The following is a 20,386-nucleotide window of genomic DNA, read 5'->3' as shown; positions in this document are numbered from 1 at the left end:
AGGGGGATCATGGCTGAATATCGGAATATGTTACGATGAAACATGGAGGATAGATATGGCAAATGTATCATTAGATAAAGACCTTTTTTATCAATATATGATCAATAATAATTCAACCAGTACAATGTTGAACGCATTGTCTGGTAATACTAATACCGGAGTACAGTCGGCTAATGATCTGTCGGGTGTATTAGGTGCTTTGCAGAATTCGGCATCTTTTGGTACAGGAAGTATTTCGGATGTGAGTACGCTGTTGAGCGGATTGGAAGGTATCAGCACGACAAGAACCGGCAATTCGTTTTCTGATATATTGCAGTCCTATTTGCAGCCCACATCGGATTCGGCACAGGCGACAGATAGTGTGCAGTATATTAATGGTGTGGAATCTTCTGACAATATGCAGGCAGCACAGCAGACAAAGACTTCCGGTACGAGTGTTTCGGCAGCTCAGCAGGCATACGCTGACAGTGTACAGTATGATTTCGACCAGATCGAAGAACAGTCAGATCAAATGGTGGAACAGGCGCTGGGAGAAATTATTTATTGATAGGTAACTTCCCATACCGGAAGTTACTGTTCGAACCACATATTGCTTATTATGTCGATGGTTTAATCATATTTTGCAGCTACTATATAGTGAGTCCTGCCATCAACAAACTATAGCAATTGCTTTGCCACAATTAGTTTTCACAGTGATTTCTAAATTTTGTTGTCTCTGATGGTTGATTTACATGCCTTTCGGAAACTCGAAGTCCCGGAAGCAAGGTAATCATCATTTTTGAAAGGGACTTTGCGCTCGTCGTTACTTATGTCTCGTATCTCAGAGACATTAAGTAACGTAACGTAGCGCATCGTAGCGAAAGCGTCCCGTCCAAAAATTGATGATACCTTGCTAGACCGGGACATCTCAGACAATCCTTCAGGCATGTAATCATCAGAGACTTAACAAAATAAGAAATCACGTAAAAACTCTGCGTTCTGCAGCAATTGTCTTAGTTTGTTGATGGCAGGATAATTTACTTTATCGGCTGCAAAATAGCTATTATTCTACTGACATAATAAGCAATATGTGGTTGTGTGAGATGATGAGGTATGGGAAGTTTGAATTACTCAGATTACAAAAAGTTCATATGTGTATATTGATAATGAAAATAAATACGATAAGCTATGGTAAAGGCAATTCGAAGCAGTACATAAACGATAAAGAGTACACCGGCGAAATAATGCCACAACAGTCCGGTCTGCGATTGGTTAAGCTGCCATTGCCATGCGATCAAAAATAACAAAAGGAAGGAACTGCTCCAACGTTCTGCGGTGAAACGGATCGTGTTAAAACGGTATTGTCTCATCAGAGAGGACAACTGTGTGAGTGGTTCTTTCTTTTTTTGTTCCGGAGCTGCAAAGGTGATCATGAGCGGCAGCATTAGACCGGTTAATGTAAATAATATGCCGGCAGGGTATAAGGTGTTAATGCTGCACAAAGACAATAAGACTGTCAAAAAACGGCTGCTGCATAATCCTTTATAGCGGCTTAGCATTACGATTTCCCGCTTTACAGAGTGATCGGTATAAGACATAGGAACCCCCTTTTTAGGTGTGTATTATATCAAAATATTATAGAAGAAGCGAGAAAGAAAGTCAAAATGCACTACAATATTACGAAATTCTTACAATTTAGATACAAATGTGATAATTTCGAGAAGAAACGCAAAAATTGCTTTTCTATTTTCAAAAAATAGTATATAATACATGCGAGTATGTTTAATTAGTGAAACTATGGAAAAAATAGAAAATAACAGAAGCGAAAGGAGAACAGTCATGGTTGGTAGCGATATTGGTATTGACTTGGGTACAGCGAATGTACTTGTATATATAAAGGGAAAGGGTGTCGTTCTGCGCGAGCCGTCCGTTGTGGCGTTCGACAGAGATACCAATAAGATTAAGGCAATTGGTGAGGATGCTCGTTTGATGTTAGGACGTACACCAGGTAATATTGTAGCTGTTCGTCCATTGCGTCAGGGTGTTATTTCAGACTATACAGTAACAGAGAAGATGCTTCGTTACTTTATTCAGAAGTCCTGTGGTAAGTCTCGTTTCCGCAAACCTCGTATCAGTGTTTGTGTTCCAAGTGGTGTTACCGAGGTTGAGAAGAAAGCAGTAGAAGATGCAACATATGAGGCTGGAGCAAGAGAAGTTGCAATCATTGAGGAACCGATTGCAGCGGCTATCGGAGCAGGTATCGATATCTCACGTCCATGTGGTAACATGATCGTTGATATCGGAGGTGGTACTTCTGATATTGCTGTTATCTCCCTTGGCGGTACGGTTGTAAGTACTTCCATCAAGGTGGCTGGAGATGACTTTGATGATGCAATTGTCCGTTACATGCGTAAGACACATAACTTATTGATCGGTGAGCGTACAGCGGAAGAGATCAAAGTAAAGATCGGATCTGCATACAAACGTCCGGAGGTTGTATCGATGGATGTACGCGGACGTAACTTGGTGACCGGACTTCCAAAGACGATCACTGTAACATCAGATGAAACATTAGATGCTCTGAAAGAGATCACATCACAGATTGTAGAAGCAGTACACACGGTATTGGAGAAGACTCCGCCTGAGCTTGCAGCAGACGTTGCGGACAGAGGTATTGTTTTGACCGGTGGCGGAAGTTTGTTATATGGTTTGGAAGAGCTCATTGAGGAGAAAACAGGAATCAACACTATGACAGCCGAGGATCCAATGACAGCAGTTGCAGTGGGAACCGGTAAGTTTGTAGAATTTTTAGCAGGAAAACGTGACGACGAGTAAAGAAATTGATCGATTGTGACGATATATATTTTATAGAGCGGACGAAGAGCACTCTTCGTCCGTTTATAATACATAGGTTAGTCTGGAAGGAGGACGACGAATGGTCAGAGGATTGTACACAGCATATACCGGTATGCGGAATGAACAGCGCAGATTGGATATTATATCGAATAACTTGGCAAATTCGGCGACCATCGGTTACAAGGAAGAAAATGTCACCAGCCGTTCTTTTAAGGACATGATGGCTGTAAAGATCCGAGATGGTTCCGTAGGATATGTTGATCAGAATATCGGAACGATGAACCTCGGCGTAAAGATTGGCGAGACCTACATGGATTGGAGTCAGGGGAATCTTCGAGAGACGGGGAATACCTATGATCTTGCGATTCAGGGAGATGGATTTTTCACAATTCGTGTCACAGACAAACAGGGTAAAGATGAGATGATGTATACCCGTTGCAGTACCTTTAAGTGTACGCAGGACGGTTACATAGTAGATGCAGATGGCAATCATTTGCAGGGCAATGGTGGAGATATTCAGGTGTCCACGGATGCTCATGAGATCGCGATCAAGGAGGATGGCTCGATCTATGCGGACGGTCAGTATGTTGATACGATCGCATTGGCTAACTTTGCAGATTATAACTATCTTGACTTATACGGAGATAATAAGTTTAGGGCAGTGGCAGGAGCAACGCAGATAGATGCAAAAGCTCAGATCGAACAGGGATATACGGAGCAGTCTAATGTCAATGTAATATCGGAGATGGTATCAATGATCAATATTACACGTGCATATGAAGCGGGACAGAAGATGATCCAGACACAGGATTCTCTGCTTCAGAAGTCTGCAAATGAAATTGGTAAAGTATAATTATTAGGAAAGAGTTACACTGGGATGTTTGTTGGTTAATATATATGAAAATTGACTGATGAATATAAGCAGTGTGGCAGATTGGAGCGTCTATCATGATGAGATCACTTTGGACTGCTGCTTCCGGCATGAAGGCACAGCAGACCGCAATGGACAATCTTTCAAACAATCTGGCAAATATTAATACGACCGGATACAAGAAAGAAAGACTAGAGTTTCAGTCTTTGTTGTATCAGACGATACAAAAAAAGACGACAGACAATGAGGGAAATCCAAAACCGATCGGAGCACAGGTTGGACTTGGTGTTAAGGTAGCTGCGATCAGCACCGAATTTGAGCAGGGAGAACTTACACATACAGAAGGCGATTTTGATTTCGCAATCCAGGGAAACGGATTTTTTATGATCCAAATGCCGGATGGCTCTACGGCATACACAAGAAACGGTCATTTTACGATGGCTGTAAATGGTACCGGTTATCAGTTGTCAACAGCAGAAGGTTATGCGGTTTTGGATTCTGAAGGTAATCCGATTACATTTGATGGTACGACAGATGTTACTAAATTATCGTTTGACAATTATGGACGCATCATGTTACGTGGAGCGGACAACAACCCGCATTTGACCGGGGTTACTATTGGAGCAGCTCAGTTTAATAACCCTGCCGGTCTTAATAAGATCGGGGATAGTTATTTTCAGGCAACAGCGGCCTCTGGTGATGCCCGTATCGAGGGGCAGGACACAGCGTTGAGCAGAAGTGTTATTAAGAATAAATATTTAGAAGCATCCAGTGTGCAGGCGGTTGATGAGATGGTGGATATGATCGTTACTCAAAGAGCGTATGAGATGAACTCGAAGGCGATCACTGCATCGGATGAAATGTTGCAGCAGGCAAATAATCTGAGATCATAATGTTTCAGATGTAATAATATAGACGAGGATGCCGGTTTTTAAGAGCAATGCGAGGCTTTTGAAACGGTTGTTTTTGAAATTACCATGAAATGCTTTAGAAAATTGCTTCTGAGAGAATGCGAAGTTTTTGAAAAGATTCTTTCGAAAAGAGGATGAGAGATCTTTTGAAAGATTTCTTCATGGGATGATGTGAGGTGTTAACAATGAGTTCTGTATATGATATTTCATCTATGTATGACAGCTATAAGCAGTCAGTGCAGTCTGCGACCGGCTCGAAGGCGCAAAGCGCATTGAATGCAGTAAATAGTGATTCGACAGATGAAGAGTTGATGGATGCCTGCAAAGGATTTGAAACCTATTTTGTACAAAAGATCATTGAACAGGCGCGCAAAATGGTAAAAAGCGAAGAAGATGACGGTGAATATATGCAGTATTTTGGGGATACTTTGAACCAAAGCTACGCGGAGGCGATTACAGAAAGTGGTCAGGTTGGTCTTGCTAAGCAGCTATATGACTCAATGAAGCGTAACTGATCGTATATGTGATCTGTCTAAATAGAGACAATGGGGCCACTGTGTTTACAGTGGCTTTTTCAAATGGATAGGAACTGATTATTTTATTGTGAAGGGTGGCGCATAGCAAGATGCTGGTATTGTTATGCTTGGCACTGTAGGAAACTTGACGAGGAGGTTATAGTGAGCGAGCAGATTGAATGGGAAGGATATGTTGAGCGTATTACTTTTCGAAATGAAGAAAATGGATATACCGTATTATTTTTGGTAGATGCAGAGGAAGAAGAGGAAGTGTGCTGCGTAGGACAGTTTTCTTATGTTGCCGAGGGGCTGTATTTGAAAGTAACCGGCAGAGAAGTGATACATAAAAATTATGGTCCGCAGATACAGGTGGATTCGTACGAAGAAAAACAACCAAAAGACTCAGTTGCTGTTGAGAGATATTTGGGATCAGGTGCGATAAAAGGTGTTGGACCTGCACTGGCAGCACGTATTGTGAAGCGGTTTGGAGAGGACACATTTACAATTATTGAACGTGAGCCGGAACGATTGGCAGAGGTCAAAGGCATCAGTGAGAAAATGGCGATACGCATAGCAGAACAGGTTAACGATAAGCGGCAGATGCGCCAGGCAATGCTTTTCCTGCAGGATTACGGTATTAGCATGAAAATGGCTGTTAAGATATATAAATATTATGGAGATGAAATGTATGAGATCCTGAAACGCAATCCTTATCGGTTGGCGGAAGATATTCAGGGAATTGGCTTTAAGATTGCCGATGAGATTGCGCGCCAGGCTGGATTTGCTTCTGATTCGGAGTTTCGGATCAATGCAGGCATTCTGTATGCTTTGCAGCAATCCGGAACACAGGGACATTGTTATTTGCCGGAGTCTTGGCTGATCAGAGAGGCATCAGAGCTTCTATTGGTCGATGAGGGGGTTGTTTCCGATGCCTTAGAGGGGATGATGTTGGATAAAGAATTAAAGGTCTGTGAACAGGATCAAGAGCGCTGTATTTATTTGAGTACGCTGTATTATATGGAACTTAATTGTGCACGCATGCTGTTAGATCTTAATATTTCCTACGAGCTATCTGAGAAAGAACTTGCTAAAATGGTGCGAAAGGTTGAAAAGGGGCAGGAGATAGAGTTAGATGAACTACAGAAAACAGCGGTGTATCAGGCTGTTCAAAATGGTGTAACAATTATAACCGGTGGGCCGGGTACCGGTAAAACGACGACGATCAATACTATTTTACAGGTATTTGAACAGGAAGGGTTAGATATTTTGCTGGCGGCTCCAACCGGACGTGCCGCAAAAAGAATGTCTGAAACTACTGGATGGGAGGCACAGACAATACATCGGCTGCTCGAGATCAATGGTGGCGTGAGTGAAGGGGATACGCAGGGAGCAATGCATTTTGAGCGTAATGAGAAACAGCCGTTGGAAGCGGATGTTGTAATCATAGATGAGTTTTCTATGGTCGATATCTATTTGATGAATGCGCTTCTTCGTGCTATTGTTCCGGGAACGCGCCTCATCATAGTTGGCGATGTGAATCAGCTGCCATCGGTAGGACCGGGTAATGTTTTAAAAGATATGATTCAGGTGGAATTTTGTTCTGTTGTGCGGCTGCATCGGATCTTTCGACAGGCTGCAGAAAGTCAGATTGTTATGAATGCGCATCGGATCAACAGCGGCGAAGAAATCTCGCTAGAGAATGCATCGCCGGATTTTATGCATCTGGAACGAAAAGACAGTGCGTCCGTGATCAATGTGGTCGTGCAGCTTATCATGCAGAAACTCCCTCCGCATGTAGATGCTTCTCCCTATGATATTCAGGTACTTACGCCGACTAGAAAGGGAGAGTTAGGTGTGGAACATTTGAATCAGGTGCTGCAGCAATATATGAATCCGGCAGATGCAGGCAAGGTGGAGCGAGAATTTCATGGGGTGTTATTCCGTGAGAAAGATAAAGTGATGCAGATCAAGAATGATTATCAGATACGCTGGACAAAGAAAACGTCCTTGGGCGATGTATATGAAGAGGGGACCGGTGTGTTTAATGGGGATACCGGAATCATTCGGGAGATCATACCGATAGCGGAGCAGGTGGTCGTTGAATTTGAAGAGGGAAAAATGGTGGAATATGAGTATAGCCAGATGGATGAAATGGAACTGGCTTATGCAATTACGATCCATAAATCCCAAGGCAGCGAGTATCCGGCTATTGTGCTTCCGGTGCTTGGCGGTCCTAAAATGCTGTTGGGACGCAACTTGCTATACACTGCGGTGACGAGAGCAAAGAAATGTGTAACGACAGTGGGAAGCAGCAGAGTTATACAGGGGATGATCCACAATGTGAATGAGCAGAAACGCTTTTCAAGTTTATGCCAGCGCATTAAAGAAATGGAGGAAGAAGACGCTGAACTTAATCATTGATAGTCTATTGCAGATCGTGTTTCCAACGAGGTGTCCGGGGTGCGACAAGGTGTTGGCGGTTGGTGAACGGGGGTTTTGCGGCGGATGTACAGAGCAGCTTCATTTTTTGCAGGAGCCTTTGTGCCCCTATTGTGGAAAACCGATCGATCGGGATCAGATGTGCTGCGCAGATTGTAGAGCACATCCACATAGCTTTACAGCGGGGGGAGCAGTACTTTTGTATACCGGGCAAATGCAGGAGTCAATGGCGAGATTTAAGCAGGGAGGCCGAGCAGAATACGGCAAAGTATATGGAAGGTTATTATGGGATGCTAAGAGAGAATGGCTGCAGCGTATCCGAGAACCGGTGCTCGTTCCGGTGCCGGTCCATAGCAAAAGATATCGGAAACGCGGTTACAATCAGGCAGAAGAGATAGCAAAAGAAATGGCGAGATTATCCGGTCTGCCAATGCGATCGGATCTGTTAGTGCGGGTGAAACATACGGCACCACAGAAAGAACTGTCGAAACGGGAGAGAAGTCGTAATTTACAGGGGGCGTTTCGTTGCAGAGCAGACTTTAGAAAGTTGTGTTTACAAGGAAAATGTGCTATAATAATTGATGATATTTATACGACAGGAAGTACGGTAGAAGCTTGCTCGCAGACACTTTTGCAGGCAGGGTTCGATAAAGTATATTTTTTATGTGTGTGTATAGGAAAAGGTGTGTAGAGGAGGCATAACATGGACGTTAGAAATTGCAAAATGTGTGGTCATTTATTTAACTATACAAATTCACCGCTTTGCCCTCAATGCAATAAGAAGTTAGAGGAACGCTTTCAGGATGTGAAAGAATACATTCGCGAGAATCCGGGGGCAGGCATGGCAACGGTAGCAGAAGATACAGGAGTACCGGTACAGCAGTTGAAAAAATGGGTTCGTGAGGAGCGTTTGGCCTTTACCAAGGATTCCGGAATCACGATAGAATGTGAGAAATGCGGTAGACCGATATTGACCGGAAGATACTGTAAGGAATGCAAGAACGCATTATCCAACTCGTTTTCCGGTTTATATCAGACGAGCAAACCGGTTGACAAGAAGGCGAGAGATGCATCTGCAAAGATGAGATTCTTGGGTGAATAGTACAGCCATGAGTTGAGAGGGGGTCGTACTATGGAAATGGATGTGGTGAGCAAGGCCTTTGAGCAGGCGTTCGTTTCTGTGAGTCAAAAATTGTTGGGGCTGCAATTACAGAGACGGAAACAGGACAAAGAAATATTCCTGCAGCAGCCCGTACGGCAGATCATGATCTGTACGAGTGGCTATCTTCGTATGGAAATTATTTGTGATATGCCGGAGTCAATGGTATTACAGATCGTTTCAAAAATGTATGGTGGTGGTTTGCCGCCGGATGAACAGATTCCATTGTATATCAAAGAATATATTAATATTGTTTGTGGACATGGTGTATCCAGTTTGAATAATACATTAAAAAAAGTTTCGCGCTTATCAGTGCCGTTTTATCAAAGTGAGATTCGGCATGAAGATGTTATGAAGGAACAGATGGACGTTATATTTGACACAGAGATTGGGACGATGCGGGTTGAGCTGCATTATTCCGGTGTTGAATGAGGCCAGAATATGCTTATTGCGGAAAATGTGCAGAAAGGGGATCGAAATGGATAAAATTACAATAATGGTGGTAGATGATTCACCATTCGCTTCCAAACAGATACAGGATGTAGTAGAAGAAAATGGATATGAAGTGGTAGCCTATGCAGCTAATGGAGAGGATGGCATCAAGCTTTATGATGAGATGCATCCGGATATTGTTATCATGGATATTATTATGCCTGGCTTGGATGGATTAGAAACGGCGCAGATTTTGATGAAGAAACATCCGGATGTAAAGATCATGATGTTAAGTTCGTTGTGTGATGCAAGTACATTAGAAGAGGTTCGGGGAATTGGATTAAAATATTTGATTCCGAAGCCATGGGAAGATGATGTGCTGTTAGCAACGCTAGAGATGTTAAGTCGATAAGTAAAGTATAAGACCATAGATGAAAAAGTAATCTATGGTCTTTTTACTTTGCTGCATGGGTGCACTTTGATCAAACATTACACGACTGGCATATGACTCGTTTACTTTGCTATTTTGCATTAGGATAGATCTTTCGCATTGTTTCGTCCGGGTAGTAATGATCCATTACTTCTTCCCAATGTGCTTTTGGTTTTGGAGAATGTTCCCTGGTATCGTATCGGATCAGAGCAAGCATGCTTACTATAATATTGCAGATCATAAACACAGTAACGACAGTTGTCAATAGATATTTGGATCTATGCAATATCCGTTCGATCACATGGTGCAGGATGGGATACAGATTTTTGAACCAGATGACAGCGGCAAATCCCCAGAAAAAGCAGTATAACAGGTTGATGCGGCCGCCAAGATTAAACGGAATGTGACTGTAATCCCAAAAAACTTTTCCAAAAACAATTTCAGTAAATACACTGCAGCTATATTCATAAGCACCACCTAATAGCGTCCCAAGTATGAAAAGATGCCGGTCGGACTTGCCTTTACTCTTAAACAGAAGAGTGGTCACTAAAGCGATGGCAAGCCCCCATACAATGCTGAAGGGACCCCATACCACGCTGCTGCGACTCATCCAGACACCGACAGTCAGACGACAGAATATGGTTTCTACAATATCTCCTAAGAAAGCCCCTAATATGAACAGCCAGATAAATTCAGAAAATGGCAGTTTGGTAGCAGATGTCGAAATGACTTTATCCGTTGCAGTGGCCGGATAGGCTTTTTGGATACGACGCCGTATGTGTGCGGTAAGTGTCCTTCCGAAAGATGTCTTAAATAAAAAAAGTTCCCGATTCAGTCGGATCAGAGTGGGCGATTTATGCTCTAAATGTAGTATAGTCAGGACAGAAGCCGTTATATCCATGCAGCAGATGGCGGTTAACGTCCATAAAATAATATAGGTAACAAAGGTGGGGATAAATTGCCATAACCATAGGATCAGAGTATTACCCCACTGGATCGCGATATATCCAAGTATACCCCACAGTATTGAATATTGCAGACAGATGTATCCGTCCAGATTCCAACGCTTCTTAGAATAATCCCACCATTTTTTGTGTCGAACCTGTTCTAAAAGGCGGCCGGTCATCCATTCGATAAAGGTGGAAATGATCGCAGAGCCCAAAAACAGAAAGAAAGGGGCAGATCGAAGCTCGTATAGAAATGTGCTGAGTACAATTCCGGAAAAGCCATAGATCAGACAAAAAGGACCGGATAGAAATCCACGATTACGGTAACATTTGTGTTTTACACTGGCAACGCTTGTTTCAATGCCCCATCCCAAAAAGGAGTAGCAAAAAAACAGAATTGCCAAATTTGTTAAGTTATAGTGCATGAATACCTCCTGCTGTAAAATGATCAATCAATATTTAATGACGCTCACTGTGTCGAAATTACAGTTATGAGACGTCATGTCAAGCGTATGTACATTATAATATAGCTGTAATCTGGGTGCAATGAGAAAAATGTTTGATTATCCAAATTGTTTCAAGAAACAAAATGTTTGGTTTTATTTATCAGAAGAAAACATATTTATATTCATGAGACGTAGTTTTATATACTTAATAAAATTATGCACATTGCACAAAAAGAAAGGGGACATATTGTTAAAAATACTGCTAATCTACAGTTGACGAAATGGGTGAAAATGGAATATACTCTTTGTGGCGTTAAAAAAGTTTGATTTACAAAATAAAAAGGGAAGAAAATGGAAAAAGAAAAATATATGATCGGTCAAGAGCTGATCGAGATATTCGAAAAGGTTTTGAAGACAGAAAATATTTCGGTCGCGCGTAAGACGGGATGCGATTTATCTATGACAGAGATACATACAGTGGCTGCCATTGGCAAAAATACACTGTACCGTATGAGTGACATTGCAGGAATACTGCACATAACGGTGGGGACGCTGACTGTCATGGTTAATAATTTAGTGAAGAAGGGGTATGTGGAGCGCTATAAAAGTGAGCAGGATCGTCGTGTTGTGAAGATCGGTCTGACCAGAAAGGGGCGTACAATATACGATGCGCATGCAGCGTTTCATGAAGATTTGGTCAATGCGCTGCTCAAAGGGATAGAAACTAAAGAGGAGCAACAGACAGTACGTTGTGCCTTGAGCAATTTGTGGGATTTTATAGATAAGCAGAATAATTAACAGGATTGCTGCATGAGAGAACATGGAGGAAATAATGATAAGAACAAGAATAATGGCAACAGGTGCTTGTGTACCGGAGCAGATTATAACAAATGATGATCTGTCAAAGATTGTTGACACCAGTGATGAATGGATATCACAGAGAACCGGGATCAGAGAGAGAAGGATCTCGGCAGGGGAGAACACTTCAGCTTTGGCAATAGGAACGGCAAAACAGGTGATCGAGCGTGCAGAAATCTCACCGGAAGATGTGGATCTGATCATTGTTGCATCAGTCACTCCGGATTATGGAACACCATCTCTTGCCTGCATGGTGCAAAAAGAACTTGGAATGGTAAATGCGGTTGCATTTGACGTTGTGGCTGCGTGCAGTGGTTTTATGTTTGCACTTAGTATTGCGGATAAATATATTAAAACGGGAGTGTACCGCAACGCTGTTGTGATCGGGGCGGAGACGCTATCAAAAATCGTCAATTGGGAAGACAGAACGACTTGTGTATTGTTTGGAGATGGTGCCGGTGGTGCTTATGTGGAAGCATCCGAAGAGGGTGGCATTATCGCAGAAGAACTTGGCAGCAAAGGGGAACTTTGTGATATACTTACAGAGGGACATACGGCGTGTGACAATGCATTTAATGATGAGTCTGGCGACCATGATCCAAAGTACTATATTTATATGGATGGACGTGCAGTATTTAAGTTTGCGATCAAAAAGGTTGTAGAGAGTACTCGAAATGTGTTAGCTAAAGCTGACGTAGATATGGAAGATATCGCTTATGTCATACCACACCAGGCAAATGCCAGAATTATAGACGTTGTTGCTCATAAGTTGAAGATGGATGACAGCAAATTTTATAAGAACATGGAGCATTATGGAAATACCTCATCGGCAAGTGTACCTATGGCGCTGAATGAACTCAACGAAAAAGGGCTTATCCAACGGGGGGACAAAATTATTTTGACCGGATTCGGCGGTGGAATGACTTGGGGCACAATGCTGGTAGAATGGTAGAAGCATATAACTGCGCAAGCAGTATATATAAAATAAAATATAGGAGGAAATCACTATGGTATTTGAGAAAATCAGAGAAATCATTGCAGAGCAGACAGGAAAGGATGTTGAGGAAATCACATTAGAGACTAATGTAAAAGAAGACCTTGACGCAGATTCTTTGGATTTATTCCAGATCATCAATGACATCGAAGATGAGTTTGATGTATCTGTAGAGGATCCTGAGTCTATCGTAACTGTTCAGGATGCGGTTGATTTTGTAGAGAAGAACCAGAAATAAGAAGCAGAGTATTTCGGCTTTGCCGGCGCCGAGACTTTCGGTGCCGACAGAGCCGGCTTTGCAACTATGGAGGAAGACATGAAAACAGTATTTATGTTTAGTGGCCAGGGCGCACAGTATGCTGGCATGGGCAAGGATTTGTATAAAAATTATCCGGTGGCAAAAGAAATTTTTGACCGGGCAGATAATGTACTTGGTTATTCCATTAAGGATATTTGTTTTGAAGATGAACAGAAATTAGGCGAGACAGAGTTTGCGCAGCCTGCCATCCTGACAATGAGTATTGCAGCGATGAAGGTGTTGGAAGAAGAGGGAGTTCGTGCAGATATGACAGCAGGTTTGAGCCTGGGTGAATATTCTGCGTATGTTGCCAGTGAAGCAATGGACTTCGAAGAGGCGGTTGCACTGGTACAAAAAAGAGGAAAGTTCATGGCAGAAGCAGTTCCTTCAGGAGAGGGAGCGATGTATGCTATTATTGGATTAGATACAGCATTAGTAGAAGAAGCTTGTGCAGAAGCAACTGCAGAGGGCGATGGCTTAGCGGTTCCGGCTAATTACAATGCACCGGGTCAGATCGTGATCGCCGGACATGCGCAGGCAGCGAAGAGAGCTGCAGCATTGGCGAAAGAGAAAGGCGCAAAACTTACAGTGCCTCTGAAAGTCAGTGGTCCGTTCCATACGGAATTACTTCAGCCGGCAGCAGAAAAGCTTGGTCCGGAATTGGACAAGATGCACATTTCACCGATGAAAATGCCGGTCTATACAAACGTAGATGCTTCGAAAGTGGCTTCTGAACAGGATATTATCCCTATTTTGAAAAAACAGATCGTTAGTCCGGTTCGCTGGGAACAGATCATCCGTAATATGGCGGCAGAGGGTGCAGATACTTTTATCGAGCTGGGACCGGGCAAAACTTTGAATGGTTTTGTGAAACGTACTTTGAAAGGCGTTGTAAATGTGAATGTTGAGGATAGCATATCCTTGCAGAAAACCATGAATAAACTTCATGACAGTGTGTGAATCACACAGAAAGGTATGGTAAACATGTTACAGGGAAAGACAGCAGTAGTTACAGGAGCAGCGAAAGGTATTGGAAAAGCAATTGCACTTGCATTTGCGAAGGAAGGCTGCAATATTGTATTGAATTATCACAGCAGCTTAGATGATGAAACGGTACAGGAGATTGAAGCATGCGGAGTGACTTGTATGCCGGTTCAAGGCGATGTGAGTGACTTTGCCTTTGCGGCAGATATGATGAAAAAAGTCAAAAAGGAGCTTGGTTCTGTGGACATACTGGTCAACAATGCCGGTATTACAAAAGATATGTTATTAATGCGTATGACAGAAGAACAGTTTGATAGTGTTATTCAGACAAACTTGAAAGGTACGTTTAATATGATCCGACATGCCAGCAGTATCATGCTGAAGCAACGAAGTGGAGCTATCATCAACATGTCTTCCGTTGTCGGAGTTATGGGCAATGTTGGACAGGCTAACTATGCGGCATCGAAAGCCGGAATTATCGGACTGACGAAGTCAACTGCGAAAGAGTTGGCTGCACGTGGCGTGACATGCAATGCAATCGCACCGGGATTCGTGGAGACGGATATGACGGCTGCACTTTCAGAAGATCTGCAGAAGCAGATGCTGGAAACAATTCCACTTAAACGTTACGGTCAGGTGGATGATATTGCGCAAGCAGCAGTATTTTTGGCAAAGAATACGTACATTACCGGTCAGGTACTCCATGTTGATGGCGGAATGTGCATGTAACCTATAGTGATCAAGACTTGGAAAGGTATGATTTAGAGATGGATAGAAGAGTAGTAGTAACAGGTATGGGAGCGGTCACCCCGCTTGGATGTACGGTAGATACATTTTGGGAAGGATTAAAAAATGGCAAATGTGGCATTGATCTGATTCAAAAGTTCGATACGACGGATTTTAAGGTTAAGGTTGGTGCTGAAGTAAAAGACTTTGATCCGGAACTGTATATGAGTAAGAAGGATGTAAAGAGAAATGACCCATATGCTGTGTATGCACTGGCTGCAGCTGTTCAGGCATTTGATGATAGCGGATTAGATATGGAGAAAGAGGATGCGGCTAAGGTCGGTGTGATCGTAGGTTCCGGTATTGGCGGTCTGATGACAATGCAGGAGCAGGTGATTCGTTTGCACGAAAAAGGACCTTCTCGTGTGTCTCCTTTGTTTATTCCAATGACGATCAGTAATATGGCGGCTGGTAATATTGCAATCCGTTTGGGAGCTAAGGGAGTATGTGAAAATATTGTCACTGCGTGCGCAACAGGAACAAATTGCATTGGCACTGCATTTAGGGATATTAAGCATGGCTATCTGGATGCTTGTATTGCCGGCGGTGCTGAGGCGTCGATCAGTGAGATCGGTGTGGCCGGATTTACGAACTTGACAGCACTTTCTACGACGGAAGATCCAAAAGATGCCTGTAAACCGTTTGACAAAGACCGAAATGGTTTTGTCATGGGAGACGGATCCGGAATACTCATTTTGGAAGAACTGGAACATGCTAAAGCAAGAGGAGCTAAGATTTACGGTGAAATAGTAGGTTATGGCGCTACAGGAGATGCCTATCATATGACAGCACCTTGTCCGGATGGCGATGGAGCTGCGAGAGCGATAAGATTAGCAATGGATGAGGCAGGGATTACGCCGGAGCAGGTGGATTATATTAATGCACATGGAACAAGTACCCATGCTAATGATGCCGGAGAAACGGCAGCGATCAAGCTGGCATTGGGGGATGCGGCAGCAAAAGTTGCGGTCAGCTCTACCAAATCTATGACAGGACATTTGCTTGGTGCAGCAGGTGCTATCGAGGCAATTGCTTGTGTGAAAGCATTGGAGGAAGGATTCCTGCCGCCGACGATCAATTATCATACACCGGATGAAGAATGTGATCTGGATTATATTCCAAATGAGGGAAGAGTAGTACCAGAGGCACAGTATGCATTGTCTAATTCTTTGGGATTTGGCGGACACAATGGAGTTCTCTGCTTTAAGAAGTGGGATGAGTAGTGTGCAGACAGTGACAACAGATGGTTAAGAAAGGTATGGTAACACAATGCAGTATGATCAGATCAAAGAGTTGATTCAGATATTTGAACACTCAGATTTAAATGATCTGGAAGTAACTTTAGGAAATGCCTCCGTAAAATTAGGACGCGGTATGGCAAATGCAGTCGAGGAAAGTCCGGAAGCACAGATGGTACAGACAGCAGTAAAAGTTGAGAATCCTGTCACAGATGCAGCACCGACTACAGTTGAAACCGAGAAGACCGAGCCTGCAGCCGGAGATAAGATCGTGACAGCTCCGATCGTAGGTACGTTTTATCGAGCAAGCGCACCGGATCAACCACCTTTTGTGAAGGTGGGGGATACGATTGCAAAAGGCGATGTCGTATGTATCATAGAGGCTATGAAATTTATGAATGAAGTCATAAGCGAAGTGGATGGAACAATCACAGAAATTTTAGTGGAAGATGCACAGTTCGTTGAGTTTGGACAGGAATTATTCCGTGTGAAATAGCAATACCAATATCGGGCGATGGTCTGCTATTAAGCAGACGTTGTGTATCGGAATCTGAAAGATATACCTGTGGATAAAAGGGGAAGACACTTGTTGAGTCCGCAGGTTTAGAAAGGAATGTAAATTAATATGGGTATGGATATCAAAGAAATTATGAGTATCATCCCACATCGTCAGCCGTTTTTGCTGATCGATCGGGTTGAAGAAATCGTGGAAGGTGAAAAAGTTATTGCGACCAAAAATGTTTCTTATAATGAACCATTTTTTGCAGGACATTTTCCACAGGAACCGGTGATGCCGGGTGTGTTGATCGTGGAAGCAATGGCGCAGGCCGGAGCGGTAGCTATTTTGTCTATGGATGAATTTAAGGGCAAGACGGCATATTTTGGCGGCATTAAAAATGCAAAGTTCAAAAAGAAAGTTGTACCTGGAGATGTACTTCGTTTGGAAGTTTCCATTGAAAAATTAAAACGTAATGCCGGAATAGGTGTTGGAACTGCATATGTTGGTGACAAGGTTGCTGCACAGGCAGAAATAATTTTTATGATTGGCTGATAGTTTGACAGAGAGAATGGATCAAAACTCGGATAATAGATCGTAGAAATGTTGAGTGATTGGAGGAGCAGATGTTTGATAAGATATTGATCGCAAACAGAGGAGAGATTGCGGTGCGGATAATTCGTGCCTGTCGGGAAATGGGCATCAAAACAGTTGCTGTTTTTTCGGAGCCTGACAGGGAGGCATTGCATACGCAGCTTGCAGATGAAGCAGTATGTATCGGTTCTGCCAAGGCGGCAGACAGTTATATAAACATGCCAAATATCATTACGGCTGCTGTAGAGACTAAGGCGCAGGCAATTCATCCGGGATTTGGTTTTCTGTCAGAGAACAGTACATTTGCGGCAATGTGCGAAGAATGTAATATTAAGTTTATAGGTCCGGCACCATCGGTTATTGATGCATTGGGCAATAAATCCAATGCAAGAGAAATGATGATCCGTGCCGGCGTACCGGTTATTCCGGGAAGCGATGGTGTTGTTGCTGACAGAGAGCAGGCGCACGAGGTGGCAGGAAAGCTGGGATATCCGGTTATGGTCAAGGCATCTGCCGGCGGTGGCGGCAAGGGAATCCGCATCGTGCGTACTGAAGATGAACTGGATCAGGCATTTGAGGCAGCACAAAGCGAGACGAAAGCAGCTTTTGGTGACGATCAGATGTATATGGAAAAAGTGATCGAACATGCCAGACATATTGAAGTACAGGTGCTTGGCGATCATTTTGGTAATGTGATCCATTTGGGAGAGAGAGACTGTTCATTGCAGCGCAAAAATCAAAAAGTATTAGAAGAAGCACCGTCTCCGGTATTGTCCGAAGAGACCAGAGAAAAGATGTGTAAATCTGCGGTCCTTGCTGCAAAGGCGGCAGGATACGAAAGTGCAGGAACAATTGAATTTTTGTATGATCATTCCGGACAGTATTACTTTATGGAGATGAATACCAGAATTCAGGTGGAACATCCGATCACGGAGATGATCACGGGAGTTGATATTGTGAAAGAACAGATCCGCGTGGCAGCCGGGGAGAAGTTATCATATGAACAATCGGATATTCATATTACAGGGCATGCTATAGAATGTCGAATCAATGCGGAGAATCCGGATCGAGGATTTGCACCATGCCCGGGGCTTGTCGACTATCTGATGCTGCCAAGCGGTGGCTTAGGTATTCGTGTGGATACGGCAATTTATGAAGGATATGAAATCCCACCGTTTTATGATTCTATGATTGCAAAGGTGATCGCCCATGGCAGGGATCGAGAGGAAGCGATCGCTAAAATGAATCGGGCCCTGTATGAGTTTATTATCAATGGCATTGATACGAATATTGAATTTCAGAGCCGCATCTTAAATAACCCGGATTATTTGGCAGGACAGTTTGATACTTCGTTTTTGGAAGATAATTTATTGCAGCAGTAGTGTAATGCATGGAGGAGCAGGATGAATTTATTTGGAAAGAAAAATTATATTTCTCTGGAAAAGCCGGAGACACGCAGACCGGAAAGACGGATGAAGTCCAAAGAACCGTCAATTCCGGATGGAATGTGGATCAAGTGTAATTCCTGTAAAAATATTATATACAAAAAAGAAGTGACAAAATATAAACTTTGCCCGAATTGCGAAGCACATTTTCGAATGAGTCCAAAGGAACGTATTGCGATCACCTGCGACGAGGGGACCTTTGAAGAATTTGATGCTGCGATGCATCCTAAAAATCCGATGGGATATCCGGATTATGATAAGGTGATCGAGAAAGCACAAAAAAAGGCACAGATCACCGAGGGAGTTGTTACAGGACGTTGTCAGATAGAAGGACACGACACAGTTATTGCCATTATGGACAGCCATTTTATGATGGGAAGTATGGGGTCTGTGGTTGGTGAAAAGGTAACTAGAGCAGTGGAATACGCGACAGCACACGAACTGCCGATTATTATTTTTACGACGTCCGGTGGCGCCAGAATGCAGGAGGGGATCATCTCTCTGATGCAGATGGCAAAAGTATCGGAAGCGTTGGGACGGCATGATGCAGCGGGATTACTATATGTCACAGTACTGACAGATCCGACAACTGGTGGCGTGACGGCAAGCTTTGCAATGTTAGGAGACATTATATTGGCTGAACCGAAAGCTTTGATCGGATTTGCAGGACAGCGTGTGATCCAAGGGACGATCCATCAGAAATTGCCGGAGGGATTTCAGAGGGCAGAATTTCAACTTAAAAATGGTTTTGTGGACCGCATTGTTCATCGCGAAAAAATGCGGGAAGAGTTGGGAAGGATCTTAAAACTTCATAGTCGAAAATAATGGAGGTAGGCAGCATGAGCAGCAATACGGTAAGTGATACAATGAAAACAGTATCCATAGCTAGAAATATAAAGCGTCCAACGGCAAGAGAATTTATTGATCAATTATTTGATGAATTTATGGAATTTCATGGGGATCGTTATTATGCTGATGATGGAGCAATCGTTGGAGGCATTGCATCTTTTCGGGGAGAACCGGTTACGGTGATCGGTATTCAGAAAGGGCATACTCTCGAAGAGAACGTTGCTTGTAATTTTGGTCAGCCAAATCCGGAAGGATACCGCAAAGCACTTCGATTAATGAAACAGGCAGAAAAGTTTCATCGTCCGGTCATCACGTTGATCAACACGGCGGGTGCATACTGCGGTATTGGTGCAGAAGAACGTGGACAGGGTGAGGCGATCGCGCGGAATCTTATGGAAATGTCGCGTCTTAAAACGCCGATCATCAGTATCTTTGTGGGAGAAGGCGGTAGCGGCGGTGCACTTGCACTTGCAGTTGGAGATACGGTGTGGATGCTGGAGCATGGTATGTATTCGGTGTTATCACCGGAGGGCTTTGCCAGTATATTATGGAGAGATCCTTCCAGAGTCGATGAAGCTGCAGAGCTAATGCGCATGACAGCAGATCATTTGCTGCAAAACAACGTGATAGATCGCAAATTTACAGAGTCGCCAAATGGCATCGAAAAGGATCTGCCTTACACGACAGACCAGATTGCCAAGGCGTTGGCAGAGACGTTGCCTAAATTGCAATCTACACCTGTAGAAGAGTTGTTGGAAAAACGTTATCAGCGATTCCGCCAATATGGGGAATTTGAACAATAATAATGCAAACAATAAAACCGTCCGGACATATCAAAATGATATGGACCGGGCGGTTT

21 protein-coding genes and 1 pseudogene are annotated in these 20,386 nt (G+C 43.3%); 20 read left to right on the top strand and 2 right to left on the bottom strand.

The genetic code is table 11. The features are described from left to right. The first annotated feature begins 55 nt into the window (after positions 1–55). Positions 56–547, top strand: coding sequence for a hypothetical protein (locus ACSAJE_RS06680; RefSeq protein ID WP_458010006.1), 492 nt, complete (start codon positions 56–58; stop codon positions 545–547). A 568-nt stretch (positions 548–1,115) separates the two neighbouring features. Here ACSAJE_RS06680 and ACSAJE_RS06675 read toward each other — a convergent pair. Further along, positions 1,116–1,577, bottom strand: coding sequence for a hypothetical protein (locus ACSAJE_RS06675; protein WP_458010005.1), 462 nt, complete (start codon positions 1,575–1,577; stop codon positions 1,116–1,118). Positions 1,578–1,818: 241 nt separating this feature from the next. Between ACSAJE_RS06675 and mreB the strand changes: the two genes are divergently transcribed. From mreB to ACSAJE_RS06630, 9 genes are all read left to right on the top strand, one after another. Next, positions 1,819–2,814: a rod shape-determining protein gene (mreB, locus tag ACSAJE_RS06670; protein ID WP_022024230.1), complete on the top strand. Its 996-nt coding sequence runs from the start codon at positions 1,819–1,821 to the stop codon at positions 2,812–2,814. 100 nt (positions 2,815–2,914) lie between these two features. Continuing rightward, positions 2,915–3,688: a flagellar basal-body rod protein FlgF gene (gene flgF, locus ACSAJE_RS06665; protein WP_022024229.1), complete on the top strand. Its 774-nt coding sequence runs from the start codon at positions 2,915–2,917 to the stop codon at positions 3,686–3,688. A gap of 95 nt (positions 3,689–3,783) precedes the next feature. Then, the gene (gene flgG / locus ACSAJE_RS06660; RefSeq protein ID WP_022024228.1) at positions 3,784–4,599 is read left to right on the top strand and encodes a flagellar basal-body rod protein FlgG; all 816 of its coding nucleotides are present in this window, start codon (positions 3,784–3,786) and stop codon (positions 4,597–4,599) included. Positions 4,600–4,802: 203 nt separating this feature from the next. Continuing rightward, on the top strand, positions 4,803–5,132 hold the full coding sequence (locus ACSAJE_RS06655) for a rod-binding protein (protein ID WP_022024227.1): 330 nt from the start codon (positions 4,803–4,805) through the stop codon (positions 5,130–5,132). A gap of 162 nt (positions 5,133–5,294) precedes the next feature. Further along, positions 5,295–7,553: an SF1B family DNA helicase RecD2 gene (gene recD2 / locus ACSAJE_RS06650; RefSeq protein WP_458010004.1), complete on the top strand. Its 2,259-nt coding sequence runs from the start codon at positions 5,295–5,297 to the stop codon at positions 7,551–7,553. Beyond that, complete coding sequence (locus tag ACSAJE_RS06645) at positions 7,477–8,262, top strand: double zinc ribbon domain-containing protein (protein WP_458010003.1); 786 nt, start codon at positions 7,477–7,479, stop codon at positions 8,260–8,262. Before recD2 ends, ACSAJE_RS06645 begins: the two co-directional genes overlap by 77 nt. Positions 8,263–8,274: 12 nt before the next feature. Then, a complete protein-coding gene (locus ACSAJE_RS06640; RefSeq protein WP_182448173.1) occupies positions 8,275–8,673 on the top strand; it encodes a flagellar protein in 399 nt (132 codons plus the stop codon). Positions 8,674–8,703: 30 nt separating this feature from the next. After that, positions 8,704–9,162: a hypothetical protein gene (locus ACSAJE_RS06635; RefSeq protein WP_458010002.1), complete on the top strand. Its 459-nt coding sequence runs from the start codon at positions 8,704–8,706 to the stop codon at positions 9,160–9,162. Positions 9,163–9,208: 46 nt separating this feature from the next. Further along, on the top strand, positions 9,209–9,574 hold the full coding sequence (locus tag ACSAJE_RS06630; protein ID WP_022024222.1) for a response regulator: 366 nt from the start codon (positions 9,209–9,211) through the stop codon (positions 9,572–9,574). Positions 9,575–9,683: 109 nt separating this feature from the next. Here ACSAJE_RS06630 and ACSAJE_RS06625 read toward each other — a convergent pair whose 3' ends face one another. Then, positions 9,684–10,964: a putative ABC transporter permease gene (locus tag ACSAJE_RS06625; protein ID WP_458010001.1), complete on the bottom strand. Its 1,281-nt coding sequence runs from the start codon at positions 10,962–10,964 to the stop codon at positions 9,684–9,686. A 372-nt stretch (positions 10,965–11,336) separates the two neighbouring features. Here ACSAJE_RS06625 and ACSAJE_RS06620 point away from each other — a divergent pair, with 372 nt between their 5' ends. The 10 genes and pseudogenes from ACSAJE_RS06620 to ACSAJE_RS06575 all read left to right on the top strand — a co-directional run bounded on the left by ACSAJE_RS06620 (position 11,337) and on the right by ACSAJE_RS06575 (position 20,330). After that, positions 11,337–11,783, top strand: a complete 447-nt coding sequence (locus ACSAJE_RS06620) for a MarR family winged helix-turn-helix transcriptional regulator (protein ID WP_118689945.1) — start codon at positions 11,337–11,339, stop codon at positions 11,781–11,783. A gap of 34 nt (positions 11,784–11,817) precedes the next feature. Continuing rightward, positions 11,818–12,795, top strand: a complete 978-nt coding sequence (locus ACSAJE_RS06615) for a beta-ketoacyl-ACP synthase III (RefSeq protein ID WP_458010000.1) — start codon at positions 11,818–11,820, stop codon at positions 12,793–12,795. A gap of 55 nt (positions 12,796–12,850) precedes the next feature. After that, entirely contained in the window at positions 12,851–13,075 is a 225-nt protein-coding gene (locus ACSAJE_RS06610) for an acyl carrier protein (RefSeq protein WP_022024218.1), read from the top strand. 78 nt (positions 13,076–13,153) lie between these two features. Next, a complete protein-coding gene (gene fabD, locus ACSAJE_RS06605; protein WP_022024217.1) occupies positions 13,154–14,095 on the top strand; it encodes an ACP S-malonyltransferase in 942 nt (313 codons plus the stop codon). 24 nt (positions 14,096–14,119) lie between these two features. Further along, positions 14,120–14,848 (top strand): 3-oxoacyl-[acyl-carrier-protein] reductase, encoded by a 729-nt coding sequence (gene fabG / locus ACSAJE_RS06600; RefSeq protein ID WP_022024216.1) that lies wholly within the window; start codon positions 14,120–14,122, stop codon positions 14,846–14,848. A 38-nt stretch (positions 14,849–14,886) separates the two neighbouring features. Next, positions 14,887–16,128 carry a beta-ketoacyl-ACP synthase II gene (gene fabF / locus ACSAJE_RS06595; RefSeq protein ID WP_118507012.1) on the top strand — a complete coding sequence of 414 codons (1,242 nt, stop codon included), beginning with the start codon at positions 14,887–14,889 and terminating at the stop codon, positions 16,126–16,128. A 46-nt stretch (positions 16,129–16,174) separates the two neighbouring features. Continuing rightward, the gene (gene accB / locus ACSAJE_RS06590; RefSeq protein WP_458009999.1) at positions 16,175–16,639 is read left to right on the top strand and encodes an acetyl-CoA carboxylase biotin carboxyl carrier protein; all 465 of its coding nucleotides are present in this window, start codon (positions 16,175–16,177) and stop codon (positions 16,637–16,639) included. A 129-nt stretch (positions 16,640–16,768) separates the two neighbouring features. Further along, positions 16,769–17,194, top strand: coding sequence for a 3-hydroxyacyl-ACP dehydratase FabZ (gene fabZ / locus ACSAJE_RS06585; protein ID WP_022024213.1), 426 nt, complete (start codon positions 16,769–16,771; stop codon positions 17,192–17,194). Positions 17,195–17,265: 71 nt separating this feature from the next. Next, the gene (locus ACSAJE_RS06580) at positions 17,266–18,615 is read left to right on the top strand and encodes an acetyl-CoA carboxylase biotin carboxylase subunit (RefSeq protein ID WP_118507010.1); all 1,350 of its coding nucleotides are present in this window, start codon (positions 17,266–17,268) and stop codon (positions 18,613–18,615) included. Between the two features lie 21 nt (positions 18,616–18,636). Continuing rightward, a pseudogene (locus ACSAJE_RS06575) lies at positions 18,637–20,330 on the top strand (acetyl-CoA carboxylase carboxyltransferase subunit alpha). The last annotated feature ends 56 nt before the right edge of the window (positions 20,331–20,386 follow it).

The sequence above is a fragment of the Jutongia sp. SJQ-6 genome, from assembly GCF_054161275.1.
Note: the sequence above shows the minus strand (reverse complement) of the source record. Positions and strands in the feature narration are given on the sequence as shown.